Source organism: Parageobacillus sp. G301, assembly GCF_030268025.1.
GTDB classification, from domain to species: domain Bacteria; phylum Bacillota; class Bacilli; order Bacillales; family Anoxybacillaceae; genus Parageobacillus_B; species Parageobacillus_B toebii.
In genome coordinates, this window is the sequence record NZ_BSDB01000001.1 from 335,342 (window position 1) to 350,757 (window position 15,416).

The window sequence follows — 15,416 nt, forward strand, 5'->3', positions numbered from 1 at the left end:
ATGTATTCGATTGAAGAACACCGCCAGCGCCGCGCCCAATTTTACGGGGCAATCCCCAATTTTTGGGCTGACTTATACGGTGCGGAATATGCTTTGTTCGATTACTATACGTTAACGGCTCGGGAAGTCGAGCAAATACGAACGACAACGGACCGCATCGGCCATTTGTATCGAAAAACGGCCAAACTGTTGCGCCAATTGCCTGTTGAAACTCTACGGCTGTTAGGGTTTCATCCAGATACGCTTCCGTTTTTGCGCGCTTCCACACTTCCGGCGGAAACGGTGATCGCACGTGCCGATCTCGTATATGTCGACGGAACGTTTAAGTTGATCGAATTGAACACGGATACACCGACATTTATTCGTGAAACGTTTGATATTAATGAGCAGGTGGCTTCCTTCTTTCGCATGGCTTCACCGAATGAAGGAGCGGCAAAAAACGTAACCAAAGCGGTCCGGCATGCTGTTTGGCAGTCATACCGTTTATTGCATTGCGATGGAGAGCCATATGTTGTGTTTACTTCCCATGAAGATCATATGGAAGACCGTGAGACGGTTCGGTATTTGCAGCGAATAAGCGGAATGGAGGCTGCCTATGTGCCGCTTCATGAGCTCCACGTTGTTGCCGAGGATGTTCCACTAAGTGGCGGCGGTGTGCTGCGGCGCGGATTGTATGATGGGGAAGGAAGACGGATCGATGTGCTATATCGTCAAACATATCCGCTTGAGCATTTAGTCGAAGACCGCTCAGAGGATGGAACGAAAGTAGGAGTACAGCTGCTGGAACTGTGGAAGGAGCGGGAAGTTGCCCTCATCAATCCGCCGTCGGCGTTTTTGCTTCAGTCGAAAGCGGTGCAGGCGCTCATATGGGGACTTTATGAGGAAGGGAATCCGTTTTTCACGGAAGAGGAGCGCCAATGGATCTACGAACATTTTCTTCCTACATATTTGGACGAAGAATATTTTCTTAACCAGCAAATGATGTATGTGCAAAAACCTGCGTTCGGGCGCGAAGGAGACACGGTAGTCATCAAAAACGGAAACGGTGAACCAGTCGCTGTCGACAGCCAGCAAACATATAAGGACGAAACACCAGTTTATCAGCAATATGTTCCATTGCCCGAAACCGTTGTCAAAACCGTGAACGGATATGAAACGGTGAAACTATTGCACACATGTTTTTTAATAAACGGAAAAGCGGTTGGAATCGGTCTGCGTGCGGGAGGAATGATTACAAACAACTTGTCCTATTATTTACCTGTCATGATGAAAGGATGAAGAAAATGACGTATGTGGTGAATTTTCTGATTTATACCGTTTTAGGACTTGTGCTGATGGGAGTTGGGATCGGCCTATTCAGCTTAACGACGAAATTTTCCGAGAGGGAACTCATTCGCCAAGGCAATATGGCGGTAGCGCTGAAATTATGGGGAAAAGCGCTAGGATTGGCGATTGTCATTTACGCCGCCTGGAGCAACAGCGTCAGTTTGCTTGATGCCATTGTGTGGGGCGTGATCGGGATTATCACGCAAATACTCGTGTATTTTGCGCTTGAGTACATTTTCACGCCAAAGACCAACTTAGCAAAAAAAGTCGAGGAAGGCAATCTCGCGGTCGGCTTCAGTTTATTTGCCATTTCCATTATTGTCGGCTTGATTGTCGCGGGAAGCATGTCGTATTAAAGTGAGCACGTTGCGCTTGTTTCGGGCTCTTTTTTAGCAATGTCTATCTAAATTTTGAGAAAAATAGAAGGATTATATGGGGGAACTACGAAATGTTTTAACAGAAGGGATACATGCAAATGATGAAGTACATTCGCCTTTTTTGTTTTACAGTCATGCTGTGTCCAATCTGGCTGCTTTCTTCTTGCGGCACAGCTTTTATACAATTTGAGCAGTACGAAGGGCGACCGTTAACAATCGGTGTCATCGGAACGCCGCTGAAGTATGGTGAGATAATAGCGCTGGAGGTCGGAGACGATGGATAAAACAAAAATTCACCCATTGGTAATATTAAACCTATTTATCAATGCGATTGCGATGGGGATGTTTGCTTCTGACAAATACAGCGAAAATTATAGCATTACTTTTACAGTCTTATTTGTATTTTTTATTTCCTTAACCATTTACGGATTGGCTAGGAATAGTAATATTGACCAATAAAAAATAAAGGGAATTGTGCTTGAACTATGGTAAAGTTTACCTTTTTGCAAGATGAGAGAAGCATTTTCTTACCAGCCAATGCAGATTTTGTGATAAAGGAGCTGAAGGAAATTCCGAACATCATCGAAACGCTTCAGCAACAATAAAGGGAGAGAAGAAACGAATACAATTTGTTTGGGAGAAAGTAACGTTATTGTTCGAGAAATTTGTATAGCCGATTCTTTAGAATTATATTGAAGAAGCGGAAAAGTAAGGATAATCCAACGATAAGTGCAGGTGGAAAGAAAATAGAAGCGAAAAGGACCAGCGATTTTCGTTGGTCCCTTTACGCTCCTTTTAATTCCGCCGGCTTGTGATCGAGCGATTTTGGTTTCATGATGAACGGATATAATACTAACCCGGCGACAAATAAGCCGATTCCTAAGAAAAACGTGTACCAGTCAGCCGTTCCGGTTTTAATGACCCAAATCGAGTACACTAGCGCTGCTGTTGTAATGACGCCGTCCCGGATGCGAATGCGCTTCGCGTTTTCATATGTTTCTCCCGTTATAATTAATTTCAGCTGATATAAAGTGGAAACGAGATACGGAACTAAATAGGCGAGCGTCGCGACGACAATGGCGAAATTGTACGCTTCGTTCACCGTTCCCGATACAGTCGAGAATAGAAAAATTTGCGTCATGAAATTCGTAATGAACAAAGAACGAACAGGGCTGCCGTTTCGGTTCGTTTTCGCAAAGAAAGTAGGGAACAATCCTTCTTTTGCCGCTTGATAAGGCACTTCTGAACTGACGACAATCCAGCCGATTGTTGAGCCGAACAACGAAATGAGCGCCAAAATTGCCATGATGTAGGCGCCATTGCTGCCGATGACAGCATATAGCGCATCTACGAGCGGTTTTTGCGATTGCTGGAGCTGTTCTTGTGAAAGAGCCCCCATCGTTAACAATGTGATTCCCATATAAATAAGCACAGAAATAAGTAATCCAAGCAATGTCGCTTTTTTCACATCTTTTTGCGATTTCGCGCGGTTGGAAAGCATAACGGCCGATTCGATGCCGATAAATGCCCATAGCATCGTAATCGCCGCTCCGTTTATTTGGCCTGGAACGGACACCGCTTGCCCTTTTTCATTAGTGAATGCAAACCCGCCACCTAAATTAGCGGCGTTAAACACCCAAACGGTGGCGATAATATAAAGAAGAAATCCGATGACTTTTGCTCCCGTCGTCAAAATGTTAATGCTTCCTGCGCGTTGAAAATCGCGGGCAAGAATCCATTGAATTCCCCATAACACGATCGTGCAAACCGCAAAAGTGAGCGCTTTTCCTGTCTCTAATTGAAACGTTCCGATCGTGAGTAAGACGTGTTTGCTTTGCATAATCGGGAAAAACGTGCTTAAATAGCCGGCAAACGAAATAATGACAGACGCGGTTGCCGCCCAGTTCGCGGCCCAATATCCCCACGCCATGCTGTAGCCTGCTACCGTTCCCGCTTTCGGAGAGGAAAACATTGCTTGCGCGTAGCTTTGTGGCCCTGCTTTCAGTTCTGGCTTTCTTGTCACTAAACTGCCGAACACGAGTGCAATCGTTAAAACTCCCAATCCGGTTGCCATCCAAGCAAGAGCGGATCCCATCGGACTTGCGGCTTGCGCTAGGCTTGCCGGAATCATAAATATGCCACCGCCAATCATATTTCCGACGACAAAGGCGGTTAAAATCCATAGTCCCCATTTTTTTGTTGACATCGTATAATCCCCCTTATATGCAACGTCTGATGTGAATCTATGATTCATTCTAATTTTGTTTACTTATTCATCATATACTATTATTTTAATTTGGTAAAGTGATAATATGATAAAGTAAAAAAGTTGATAAATTGCGAATAATGCCTATTTTTTAGGACGATTTATCCAATGAGATTTATTAGATTTTTCGCTTTTTTCATGACTCTATTATTTCTCTTATCGTTTCTATTATTGCTTTCATGAAAAAAAGCGTAAAATGAACTCGGAAAAGTCCCCGCTTTTTGGGGGCTTTTTTATTGAAGGCGTCGACAGAAGAAAATAGTATATTGCTTGTGGAAAGAAAAATCGGGAGTACAATACTTATTGTGAGGTATTGTGTTTAACCTCTAAACGAAGGGGACAGGAAATGAATCGGGAATTTTTGATTCATAAAAACGAAAATATGTTTAGAAGACTTCCGATGCAGCATCAAGTAGAAGGCGGCAGCCTTTTCTATGCAGAATCTTCTTCGATGGAGATGGTAAGAAACTCCCATCTCTAAATAAAATGGTGGTGGGAGAGTTTGACTCAGGAAAGGAGAGAGATCATGGACGCTATCAAAGAGTTCGCACAAATGATCAATAGTGCTGACAAGATTACTGTTTTAACCGGAGCGGGAATGAGCACCGAATCGGGAATTCCAGATTTTCGAAGCGAAAACGGTATTTATGCTCAAGAGGGAAACGTCGAGCATTATATTTCTGAATATTATTTTGAAACACATCCTGTCGATTTCTGGCATAAATTTAAACGCATTTTTTCATTAAAGTTAATGGGAAATTTTGCGCCAAATCAAGGCCATCTCTTTTTGAAACAATTAGAAGACATGGGGAAAAAGGTGACGATTTTGACGCAAAATATTGACGGACTGCACAAAAAAGCAGGCAGTTCGCGCGTCATTGAATTACACGGCACGCTGCAAACAGCAACATGCCCGAAATGCCAAACAAAGTATGATTTAGCGTTCGTCAATAGCCATGATGTACCGCGGTGTGAGCAGGAAACATGCAATGAAATTTTAAAACCGGATGTTGTTTTGTTTGGAGGAATGGTTCATCGGTTCGAAGAGGCGCTCGAAGCTGCATATGATAGTGATTTGTTGATTGCGATGGGAACAAGCCTTGAAGTAACACCTGTCAACCAAATCCCGTTTTATGTATCCACAGAATCCCCTCGTGCTCATAAAGTTATCATTAACAAAACACCGACGAGAATGGATTATTTATTTGACATTGTTATTCATGCAGGAATCGGAGAGACAGTTGCCAAAGTGCAGCAATATATCGCGGATGCTCGTTGAACATTGGTTCAACTGCATCTGCTTATTTTATCACCTTCTTGGTGAGAAATATTTTTTAAATACAAAATATATTGTATTTTTTAAAATTTTGGAATATAATAACATTAACATACCAACTGGTTGGTATAATTTCCGGCAATACGTATATGCATGAATATGGAAATTCAGATAAAAATGGAGGGGACAAGATGCATTTGCGCCTTAGTGATGAACAACGGATGGTGCAAAAGGCCATTCGCAAATTTGTCGAAAAAGAATTAATGCCGTTAGAAAATGAAGTGTTGCGAAACGAACGGGAAGGAAAGCCGGGGCTTTCTGAGGAGAAATTGAAAGAATTGCAGTTAAAAGCAAAAGAAGCGGGTTTTTGGGGGATCAATACACCAGAGGAATACGGAGGCGCCAATCTTGGGCATGTGATGCAGGCGATTGTGACGATGGAAGTGTCGAAAACGTTCGTTCCATTCCGATTCGGGGGGTCAGCGGATAATATCCTCTATTATGCCAATGAAGAACAAAAGAAAAAATATTTAATTCCAACCATTAATGGCGAGAAAAAATCATGCTTTGCCATGACGGAACCGGGTGCGGGGTCGGATACAAGAAACATTAAAATGACGGCGGTAAAAGACGGAAATGAATGGGTGCTAAACGGAGAAAAAATATTTATCACCGGCGGGAACGAAGCGGATTTTGTGATGGTGATCGCCATTACCGACAAAGAACGCCATCGAGCAACGAACGGACGGGAAGGAGTTACTTGCTTTATCGTTGACCGCGAAATGGGCTGGCGCTCTGAACCAATACATACGATGGGACCATCGACACCAGCCAGTTTAATTTTTGAAAATGTGCGCGTGCCGGAAGAAAACATTTTAGGGGAACTGCATGACGGCTATAAACTCGGGCTGGAGTGGATCGGATACGCCCGCTGGATTGTCGGTGCGAGAGCGATTGGAGCAGCGGAACGGCTATTGCAAATGGCGATTGACTACGCGAAAGAGCGTGTGACGTTTGGCAAGCCGATCGCGGAAAGACAAGCGATTCAATGGATGATCGCCGATTCGGCCGTCGAAATTGAAGCGGCGAAATGGCTTGTGCTAAACGCAGCGTTTACGCTCGACCAAGGCGAAGACAACCGCCATTTAGCATCGATGGCCAAATTGTTTGGCGCCAACATGGGCAACCGCGTCGTCGACCGCGTCCTGCAAATTCACGGCGGCATGGGCTATACGAAAGAAATGCCGATCGAGCTCTGGTACCGCGAGGCTAGACTTTGGCGCATTTATGATGGCACCGATGAAATTCAGCGCATGATTATTGCCAGAAACCTGCTTAAAGGGCATGTCAAATTGGGGCAATTTCTATAAAAGTTGAAAGAGTTATCGAATAAAAGGGGGAAGTAAGCATGAGTCAAAGATTTACAGGAAGAGTCGCATTCGTTACAGGAGGAAGCCGCGGAATTGGCAAGGCGATCGTTACGCGTTTTGCCGAAGAAGGAGCGAAAGTGGCGTTCATTGACTTAAATGAAGAAGCATTGCAGGCCACTGCAAGCGAATTGCGCGAAAAAGGCTATGAAGTATATGCAAAAGTCGCAAGCGTCACCGATCGCGAACAAGTCGAGGCGACGGTAAAAGAAATCGTTGACCAATTTGGATCGATTGATATTCTCGTTAATAATGCCGGAGTCATTCGCGATAACTTGTTGTTTAAAATGACGGACGATGACTGGGAAACAGTGATGGATGTCCATTTAAAAGGAGCGTTTTATTGCGCGCGCGCCGTTCAAAAGTATATGGTTGAAAAACGGTACGGACGCATTATTAACATTTCTTCGACATCCGCCCTTGGAAATCGCGGCCAAGCGAACTATGCAGCGGCTAAAGCTGGAATTCAAGGGTTTACAAAAACATTGGCGATTGAATTGGGCAAATTCGGCATTACAACAAACGCTGTCGCTCCTGGATTTATTGAAACGGATATGACAAAAGCAACGGCGGAAAGATTAGGCATTTCGTTTGAACAATTAATTCAGGCTAGCGTCGCAAACATTCCGGTCGGACGAAGCGGCAAGCCGGAAGATGTCGCGCAGGCGGTGGCATTCTTCGCCGATGAGAAATCTTCCTTTATTAACGGCCAAGTGCTATATGTAGCCGGAGGTCCAAAATGTTAACGGAATAAGGAGGAAACGATGCATGTTTGCCGAACATATCGGAAAATGCTCCAATAAAGTAAAAAACGTCGTCGAGCGGGGAGCGGTGAAAAAATTTGCCGAAGCGATCGGCGATCCGCATCCGATTTACTGGGATGAGGAAACTGGAAAAAGATCGCGATATAAAACCAATATTGCTCCACCGACATTTCCAAGAGTGTTTGACTACGGCGTGATTGAAGGATTGAAGCTTCCAAGCAAAGGGCTTATTCACGGCGAGCAACGGTTTCATTATGAAAGACCGCTTTATGTTGGCGAGGAATTGTATTGCTATTCAAAAGTGGAAGATTACTATGAAAAGAAAAGCAGCATGGGTGAACTTGGATTTTTAGTCATCACGAATTACGGGGAAGACCCTTCCGGAAACGTTATTTTCACGTCCACATCGACAATTATTATTACAGAAGCAGTGAGAAAGGCGATGGTCATATGACGAAAATCAGTGAATTAAAAGTAGGAGAGTCGTTGCCGGAAGTGAAGCTTTCGCCTGTTTCCCGCCTCGATCTCATTAAATATGCCGGTGCTTCCGGCGACTACAACCCGATTCATACGATTGACGAGGAGGCGAAAAAAGCGGGGTTGCCGGGCATTATCGCCCATGGAATGTGGACGATGGGCAATCTTGCCAAACTGTTTACCCCTTATTATGAAGAAGGATTTGTGCAAGACTATTCCGTTCGCTTTAAATCTATGGTGTTTTTAAATGATGTCGTCACGTTAAAAGCGACGTTGAAAGAAAAAAAGGATCACGATTTGCGTTTTGATGTGGCGGCTATCAATCAAGACGGAAAAGAAGTCGTAAAGGGAGAAGTCATTTTTTCTATTCATTAATTAGTGTCAACATCCGTCCCGGTAACAGCAAAACCCTTTTTGTTACCGGGATTTTTATAAAAACGAATGGGAGTGACATACATGAAACGAGATGCGGTCATTGTTTCCGCCGTCCGCACGGCAATCGCCAGACAAGGCGGAGCATTAGCGACCGTGCCAGCGCATATTTTTGGTGCGGAAGTGATAAAAGAAGCGATGAGACGGGCAAATATCGGTCCGGAAATGATCGATGATGTCATTATGGGCAATGTGCTAAGCGGCGGCGGGAATATCGCGCGGCTTACAGCATTGCAAACAGGATTATCGCTTGAAATTACAGGTCTTACTGTGGACAGACAGTGCGGTTCGGGAATTAATGCGGTCAACTTGGCGGCACAAGCGATTCGGGCAGGAGACGGCGATGTGTATATCGCCGGGGGAATTGAAAGCATGAGCCGCGCCCCATACTTAATGGACCGTCCGGAAAAACCGTACAGCTCGACGCCGCCAAGTTTTCGAAAATCTCAGCTGTCACCTAAAGAAATCGGCGATCCGCCGATGGGAATTACAGCGGAAAACCTTGTCAAAAAATACGGGATCAGCAGAAAGGAACAGGACGAATTCGCGCTAAGAAGCCAGCAAAAAATGGCACGGGCGATGCAGGAAGGACGTTTTAAAGAGCAAATCGTTCCGATTACCGTTCCGGTCAAAAAAGGAGAGCCAATCGTCTTTGATACGGATGAACATCCGCGGCCAAATACAACGATCGAAGTGTTGTCAAAGCTTCCGCCTGCGTTTTTAGAAGGCGGGACCGTTACAGCTGGAAACAGCTCCGGATTAAATGACGCAGCATCTGCGTTAATAATCATGTCAAGAGAAAAAGCGGAAGAACTGGGGTTGACACCATTAGCGGTTGTTCGCGCCTATGCGGTTGCCGGGGTCGATCCGAACATTATGGGAATCGGTCCGGTGCCGGCGACAAGGAAAGTGTTGAAAAAGGTCGGGCTGACGTTAGATGATATGGATTTGATCGAAATCAATGAAGCGTTTGCCGCCCAAGTGATCGCCTGTGACCGCGAATTAAACATGAACCCGGAAAAAGTGAATGTAAACGGCGGCGCGATCGCCCATGGCCATCCGCTCGGCGCAACCGGTGCGATCTTAATTACGAAAGCCGTGTATGAATTGCAGCGCTCAGGCGGAAGATACGCGCTCATAACGGCATGCATCGGCGGCGGGCAAGGAATCGCCACCATTATCGAACGAGAATAAATAATGAAAGGAATCGGCAATATGAAAGAAAAAATCATTGAAACAAGCATTGAACTATTCGACCGCAAAGGGTTTAAAGAAACATCGGTGCAAGAAATTGTCGAAGCAATAGGAGTGACAAAAGGTGCATTCTATTATTACTTCAAAAGCAAAGAAGAGTTGCTAAAAGATATATGCATCTCCTATATAGAAGATCTTTTAGAGCAGCAACAACGCATTTTGCAAGATTCGGAGAAAAGCTGCACGAAAAAACTGTACGAAATCGTCTATATGCTCATTCGCAATATTAAAGCAAGACGGAAAAGTGCACGCATTTTCTTTCGTGAAATGCGTCATTTGCATGAAGATCATTTGCAAGAAATTAAAGCAAAGCGGCGGGAGTTCCGGGAACATTACCAGCAGTTGATCGAAGCGGGAATCGCCCGTGGGGAATTTAAGCCGACGCTGATTCCGGACATGATTACATTTGGCATTTTAGGCATTACAAACTGGAGCTATTACTGGTTTCAGCCGGATGGAGAAATATCGGAAGAAGCGCTGACAGACATTTACGTCGATCTGATTTTAAACGGAATCAAAAATCGCGAATCATTGAAGGAAAAATAGAGGAAAGAGAATCCGCCCATTCTCTTTCCGTCTATCAATCTCCTTGAAAGTGATGCATCGATAAAAAAATGGTTCAGTTCATGTATAAACATGTGAAATTACAAATAAATTTCAATAAACAAGCTAAACCAAGGGGGGAAATGGATGGAATTATTGATCCAACAATTGTTAAATGGGCTGACTGTTGGAAGCGTTTACAGCTTGGTCGCCTTAGGATTAACGCTTGTTTACGGAATTTTGCACATTCCGAATTTCGCCCATGGAGCGCTTTATATGATGGGCGGCTATGTGACGTTAACGATGATGAATCAGGCGGGGCTTCCGTATTGGATGGCCATTATCATTTCAATGATTGTGATCGGATTGCTCGGCGTACTGATGGAACGGCTTGTCTTTTATCCACTCCGTGACGCTCCACCCCTTCATGATAAAATCGCAGCAATCGGCATCCTCTTATTTTTGGAAGCGTTCGCCCAATTTGTATGGGGAGCAGACTACCAAACAATGTCCACACCTTATGGAAATGTCATTAATGTACTTGGTCTCACCTTAACAATGCAGCGAGTCCTCATCATTGTTTCCACGATTGTCATTATGATTTTGCTTTATTTCTTTCTAAAAAAGACGTTTATCGGCGCCTCAATTATCGCGATGTCGCAAAACCGAGAAGGGGCGAATTTAGTCGGCATTAACACGAACAAAGTCGCGATGATGACATTTATGATTTCCGGCAGTCTCGCGGCGCTCGCCGCCTCCTTGGCGTCTCCGATTAATCTTGTCTTTCCGGGCATGGGCCATCTCGTCATTTTAAAAGCGTTTGTCATTATTATTCTTGGCGGAATGGGCAGCATCCCTGGAGCGATTATCGGGGGATATATTTTAGGATTTAGTGAAAGTTTAGGCGCGACTTATATTTCCAACGATTATAAAGACATTATCGCCTTTGTCATACTCGTCATTATTTTAACGGTAAAACCGACTGGACTATTTGCCAAGGAGGGACAATGATGACGGCGGTGCTAAAACAGAAGAAATGGCTCATATTGGCGGTTTCGTTTGCGCTTGTCTTTCCTTTCTTGATTCCTAACAACTATTATTTGCACATGATGACGATCTCGTTTATTTGGATGATCGCTGTTTACGGATTAAACTTGTTTGCCGGCTATACGGGTTATTTATCGCTTGCCCATGCGGGATTTTTTGCTATTGGCGCTTATACGCTCGCGATTTTAACAGTCAAAGCAGGATTGCATTTTTGGCTGGCGTTTCTTTTGTCCTGTCTTGTTTCCTGTTTGCTCGGCTTGCTCATCGGTTTAGTTGCATTGCGGACAAAGGAACACTTTTTCGCCATTTATACGTTATGTGTCGGGTATATTATTTACCTTGTCATCGATAAATGGGACAGCTTGACGGGAGGGGTGCGCGGATTCATTGGCATTCCTGTACCGGCAAACATCGGTCCGATTTCGTTCCAGGCTCCTGTGTCGCAATACTATTTAGTGCTGTTCTTCTTGCTTCTCGTCATTTTTGTCATGCACCGCATCATTTACTCGCTGGCGGGAAGAACGTATACTGCGATTCGCAACAGCGAAGATCTGGCGCTAGCGATCGGCATTTCCACGATGAAAAATAAATTAACATCCTTCGTCTTATCGGTCTTTTTCACTTCCTTGGCAGGAGCACTGTACGCTTCCTTTATCCGCTTTCTTGGACCGGATATCAGCTATATTTCCGTGATGTTTGATTTGCTTACGTATTTGCTTGTCGGCGGCATCGGAACGATGGCCGGACCGGTCGTCGGTACGTTGTTGATTACGTTTCTATCCCAGCAGCTGCAATTTTTACAAGACTATCGGATGCTGATCTTTGGCCCGGTGTTGACACTTCTTGTCATCTTTTATCCGCAAGGCATTGTCGGAGGAGTAATCCGATGGAGGGCAAGACAAGCAGAAAAAAGCAGCAACCGACAAGCACAGACGGCGCATGCTGCCAATCACTTTGTCGTTGCCCGTCATTCCGGAAACGAAAAGCAGGTCAAGGAGGGATGAGCATGTTGCTTGAAATCCAGAAGTTGACGAAACGGTTCGGCGGGTTGGTAGCTGTTAATGATGTGAGCTTTTCCGTCGAAAAAGGGAAAGTAAATGCGATTATCGGACCGAACGGAGCGGGAAAAACGACATTTTTTAATCTGATCAGCGGGTTTTATAAACCGACATCCGGTCAGATCATTTTTAAAGGGCAGGATATTACCCGCCTCCCCGCCAATCAGCGGGCTAAGCTTGGGATTGCCCGCACGTTTCAAACGACCCATTTGTTTGAACAATCTACCGTATTCGATAACGTCATGGTCGGCCATCGGTTGAGAACTTCTTCTAACTTATTCGACGCCGTTTTCCGGACAAAACGGTTAAAAAGTGAAGAAGCCGAGTGCAAGGAAAAAGCTATGGAAGTGTTGGAGTTTGTCGGTTTAACCGATGTCGCTGATAAAATAGTCGCCAATATTTCACAAGAGCAGAAAAAACGCGCCGCTTTTGCACTGGCGCTTGCGACGGAACCAGAGATTATCCTTCTCGACGAACCGGCCGCAGGCGTCAATCCGGATGAAACGGAAGGGTTGGAACAATTGATTGTCAAGATAGTGGACCACGGAATTACCGTATGTCTCATTGAACATAAAATGTCGATGATCATGAAAATTGCCCATAAAATTATGGTTTTAAATTATGGGGAAAAAATCGCTGAAGGAACGCCAGAGGAAATTCAAAACAATGAAGCCGTCATTAAAGCATACTTAGGAGGGAGCGCGATTGCTTGAATTAAGGAACGTATCCGTCCAGTACGGCAGCTTTACCGCCGTCAAAAATGTAAACATTACCGTCGAGCCGGGCGAAATCGTTGTTCTGTTAGGCTCAAACGGGGCGGGAAAGAGCACGGTTTTCCGCACGATTAGTGGATTAAACAAACTTTCCGAGGGTGAAATTGTTTTTCAAGGGGAGCGGATCGATCATCTTTCCCCGGACCGCATCGTACAATTAGGGATCGTCCAATGTGCCGAAGGAAGAAAATTGTTTCCGCGCATGACAGTTTATGAAAATTTATTGATGGGTGCCTACATTTACCGAAAAGAGAAGGAAAAGATCAAGCAGTCGCTGCAACATGTGTATGAACTGTTTCCAATTTTACAAGAAAAACGGAACGATCCAGCCGGGGCACTAAGCGGCGGCCAGCAGCAAATGCTGGCGATCGGCAGGGCGTTAATGTCGCACCCGAAGCTATTGCTTTTGGATGAACCGTCCATCGGCTTGGCACCGCTGATCGTGGAACAAATGTTTCAAATCATTGCGCGAATCAATCAAGAAGGAACGACGATTTTACTGGCGGAGCAAAACGCCCACGCGGCGCTTAGCATTGCCCATAAAGGTTATGTATTTGAAAATGGAACGATTGTGGTAGAAGGAACATCCGAGCAATTATTCGCGAATGACGACGTTCGCAAAGCATATATCGGAACTTAAAAGGAGGTGATGAATGGATAGGTGATTAATAATCTGAATATTTTTAATAATTTATGCTATTAGAAAATAGGGGGGATACGATGAACAAAATGAAGTTATTTTTCACGGCCATCCTCATGTCGGTAATGATAATCGCATTGGCTGCTTGCAACAACTCTACAACAGGAGATACAGCGAGCGGAGACAAAGAGACAAGCGGTGGCGGAGATGCCAATACCGTTAACATTGGATATAGCGGCCCGCTAAGCGGTCCTGCCGCTTATTACGGAAAACGGACGTTAAGCGGGCTGAAAATGGCTGCCGAGGAAATTAACAATAGCGGCGGATTTGAAGTGAATGGAAAAAAATATAAATTAAATATCGTCGCACTTGATGATAAGTATTTGCCGAACGAAACGGCATCGAATGCAAAACGCCTAGTCCAAGAACACCACACACCGATCGTGTTTACTCCGCACAGCGGCGGAGTCATGGCGTTGCAAGTATTTAACGAAACTGACAAGTTTATTATCGGCGCTTATACGAGCGAGCCGAAAATTACGCAAACAGGGAATTCGCTGACGGTAAGAATACCACCGCGCTATGACAGCTATGTGGCGACGTTTACTGATTATGCGATGAAGCGCTTCGGCAAAAAAATTGCCGCGTTGCCAACCGCTTCGCAATACGGAAAAGACTGGACGGAAACGTTGCTTCCATATTGGGAAAAGCAGGGGGGAGAAGTTGTTTATAAAACGTCGATCGACTTTTCCAAAGATACGGACTTCTTTACGATTGTCACCAATGCGTTAAAAGAAAAGCCGGATGTTTTATTTATCGGCGGCCCGTCGGAACCAACGGCAAAAGTGGCGAAACAAGCACGGGAGCTTGGATTTAAAGGCGGCTTTATCATTATGGATCAAGCGAAGCTGGACGAAATGAAAAAAGTAACGGGATCTTACGATGTGCTTGAAGGATCCATTGGCGTCATGCCATTAGTGGAATCAGACGGTCCGGGAGTTCCGTCGTTTGTGAAAAATTACCGCGCCAAGTTCAATGAAGAGCCAGGATCAGAAGCTGGTTTTAACTATTTGGCGATGTATGCGTTTGTCGAAGCAATGAAAGCAGCAGGCACGGTGGATGACCCTATTGCCATCCGCAAACATATGCAAGAGGGCCTTAAACATATTCCAAAGGACAAACAGGTATATGTGGTTCCAAAAATCGGAGATGACGGCGGATTTGAATCGAAACAAAGCGTCGCGGCCATAGAAAACGGCAAGATTGTGCCAATAAAACTGAAATAAGAGAACACCAAAGATAAAAAATGGGGATGAGAGTTGAGCTGTCATCTCCATTTTATTATTTCAATCTTCCTCGGCATCTTGATGATGGGATTTGAAACGGGCAGGCCCATATTCGCACTCTTCGATTCTTTTCTGTGGTATACGTAAAATTCTTCCGCATTTTAATAGAAATATTCCAGCCGCTAAATACTAATTAACTAAACGAAATATACGGATGAAAAAATCGCCAATGGTATATCCAACAAAGGCGGTACTGCTAAATATTGTTTCGTTCTGTTGTATACTAGTATTATTTACCATTAATAAAGAACTATATTCTAAATAATCAACAGGAATTCTATAGAAAATAAACATAGCAAAGTCAATTAGTACATTTATTTCATTCTATTCCTTTTTTTTCTTGAACTATTAGTCTATAACGTTTAAAATTTTTATTGCTAACACCTAGGAAAAAAGGCGGTGATATTGTT

At 44.4% G+C, this 15,416-nt stretch carries 18 protein-coding genes; 17 read left to right on the plus strand and 1 reads right to left on the minus strand.

Translation table 11 applies throughout. The features are described 5' to 3' along the window. The 4 genes from QSJ37_RS01830 to QSJ37_RS01845 all read left to right on the plus strand — a co-directional run bounded on the left by QSJ37_RS01830 (position 1) and on the right by QSJ37_RS01845 (position 2,162). Entirely contained in the window at positions 1 to 1,278 is a 1,278-nt protein-coding gene (locus QSJ37_RS01830; protein ID WP_285753214.1) for a glutathionylspermidine synthase family protein, read from the plus strand. Between the two features lie 5 nt (positions 1,279 to 1,283). Beyond that, complete coding sequence (locus QSJ37_RS01835; RefSeq protein ID WP_015863973.1) at positions 1,284 to 1,682, plus strand: DUF350 domain-containing protein; 399 nt, start codon at positions 1,284 to 1,286, stop codon at positions 1,680 to 1,682. Between the two features lie 119 nt (positions 1,683 to 1,801). Beyond that, the gene (locus QSJ37_RS01840; protein WP_285753217.1) at positions 1,802 to 1,987 is read left to right on the plus strand and encodes a hypothetical protein; all 186 of its coding nucleotides are present in this window, start codon (positions 1,802 to 1,804) and stop codon (positions 1,985 to 1,987) included. After that, complete coding sequence (locus QSJ37_RS01845) at positions 1,980 to 2,162, plus strand: hypothetical protein (RefSeq protein ID WP_285753219.1); 183 nt, start codon at positions 1,980 to 1,982, stop codon at positions 2,160 to 2,162. The genes QSJ37_RS01840 and QSJ37_RS01845 overlap by 8 nt, the downstream gene beginning before the upstream one ends. A 325-nt stretch (positions 2,163 to 2,487) precedes the next feature. On the opposite strand, the gene QSJ37_RS01850 is transcribed toward QSJ37_RS01845, so the two are convergent. Beyond that, positions 2,488 to 3,909, minus strand: coding sequence for an amino acid permease (locus QSJ37_RS01850; RefSeq protein WP_285753221.1), 1,422 nt, complete (start codon positions 3,907 to 3,909; stop codon positions 2,488 to 2,490). Between the two features lie 406 nt (positions 3,910 to 4,315). On the opposite strand from QSJ37_RS01850, the gene QSJ37_RS01855 reads away from it, so the two are divergent. The 13 genes from QSJ37_RS01855 (at position 4,316) to QSJ37_RS01915 (ending at position 14,946) form a co-directional block, all read left to right on the plus strand. Further along, a complete protein-coding gene (locus tag QSJ37_RS01855) occupies positions 4,316 to 4,450 on the plus strand; it encodes a hypothetical protein (protein WP_285753223.1) in 135 nt (44 codons plus the stop codon). Between the two features lie 45 nt (positions 4,451 to 4,495). After that, a complete protein-coding gene (locus QSJ37_RS01860; RefSeq protein WP_081189784.1) occupies positions 4,496 to 5,248 on the plus strand; it encodes an NAD-dependent protein deacylase in 753 nt (250 codons plus the stop codon). A gap of 188 nt (positions 5,249 to 5,436) precedes the next feature. Further along, positions 5,437 to 6,615, plus strand: coding sequence for an acyl-CoA dehydrogenase family protein (locus QSJ37_RS01865; RefSeq protein ID WP_285753227.1), 1,179 nt, complete (start codon positions 5,437 to 5,439; stop codon positions 6,613 to 6,615). Between the two features lie 38 nt (positions 6,616 to 6,653). Then, positions 6,654 to 7,418 (plus strand): 3-oxoacyl-ACP reductase FabG, encoded by a 765-nt coding sequence (gene fabG, locus QSJ37_RS01870; protein ID WP_285753229.1) that lies wholly within the window; start codon positions 6,654 to 6,656, stop codon positions 7,416 to 7,418. A 22-nt stretch (positions 7,419 to 7,440) separates the two neighbouring features. Beyond that, entirely contained in the window at positions 7,441 to 7,890 is a 450-nt protein-coding gene (locus QSJ37_RS01875; protein WP_285753231.1) for a MaoC family dehydratase N-terminal domain-containing protein, read from the plus strand. After that, complete coding sequence (locus QSJ37_RS01880) at positions 7,887 to 8,288, plus strand: MaoC family dehydratase (RefSeq protein WP_285753233.1); 402 nt, start codon at positions 7,887 to 7,889, stop codon at positions 8,286 to 8,288. Before QSJ37_RS01875 ends, QSJ37_RS01880 begins: the two co-directional genes overlap by 4 nt. An 81-nt stretch (positions 8,289 to 8,369) precedes the next feature. Continuing rightward, positions 8,370 to 9,539, plus strand: a complete 1,170-nt coding sequence (locus QSJ37_RS01885) for a thiolase family protein (RefSeq protein WP_285753235.1) — start codon at positions 8,370 to 8,372, stop codon at positions 9,537 to 9,539. Positions 9,540 to 9,560: 21 nt separating this feature from the next. Continuing rightward, positions 9,561 to 10,145, plus strand: coding sequence for a TetR/AcrR family transcriptional regulator (locus QSJ37_RS01890; protein ID WP_285754722.1), 585 nt, complete (start codon positions 9,561 to 9,563; stop codon positions 10,143 to 10,145). A 144-nt stretch (positions 10,146 to 10,289) separates the two neighbouring features. Further along, positions 10,290 to 11,153, plus strand: a complete 864-nt coding sequence (locus tag QSJ37_RS01895) for a branched-chain amino acid ABC transporter permease (RefSeq protein ID WP_285753237.1) — start codon at positions 10,290 to 10,292, stop codon at positions 11,151 to 11,153. After that, positions 11,153 to 12,193 carry a branched-chain amino acid ABC transporter permease gene (locus tag QSJ37_RS01900; RefSeq protein ID WP_285754723.1) on the plus strand — a complete coding sequence of 347 codons (1,041 nt, stop codon included), beginning with the start codon at positions 11,153 to 11,155 and terminating at the stop codon, positions 12,191 to 12,193. The genes QSJ37_RS01895 and QSJ37_RS01900 overlap by 1 nt, the downstream gene beginning before the upstream one ends. A 2-nt stretch (positions 12,194 to 12,195) precedes the next feature. Continuing rightward, positions 12,196 to 12,960 carry an ABC transporter ATP-binding protein gene (locus QSJ37_RS01905; RefSeq protein ID WP_285753239.1) on the plus strand — a complete coding sequence of 255 codons (765 nt, stop codon included), beginning with the start codon at positions 12,196 to 12,198 and terminating at the stop codon, positions 12,958 to 12,960. Then, positions 12,953 to 13,660 (plus strand): ABC transporter ATP-binding protein, encoded by a 708-nt coding sequence (locus QSJ37_RS01910; protein WP_285753241.1) that lies wholly within the window; start codon positions 12,953 to 12,955, stop codon positions 13,658 to 13,660. The genes QSJ37_RS01905 and QSJ37_RS01910 overlap by 8 nt, the downstream gene beginning before the upstream one ends. Positions 13,661 to 13,740: 80 nt before the next feature. Further along, positions 13,741 to 14,946, plus strand: coding sequence for an ABC transporter substrate-binding protein (locus tag QSJ37_RS01915; RefSeq protein WP_285753243.1), 1,206 nt, complete (start codon positions 13,741 to 13,743; stop codon positions 14,944 to 14,946). Positions 14,947 to 15,416 lie beyond the last annotated feature (470 nt).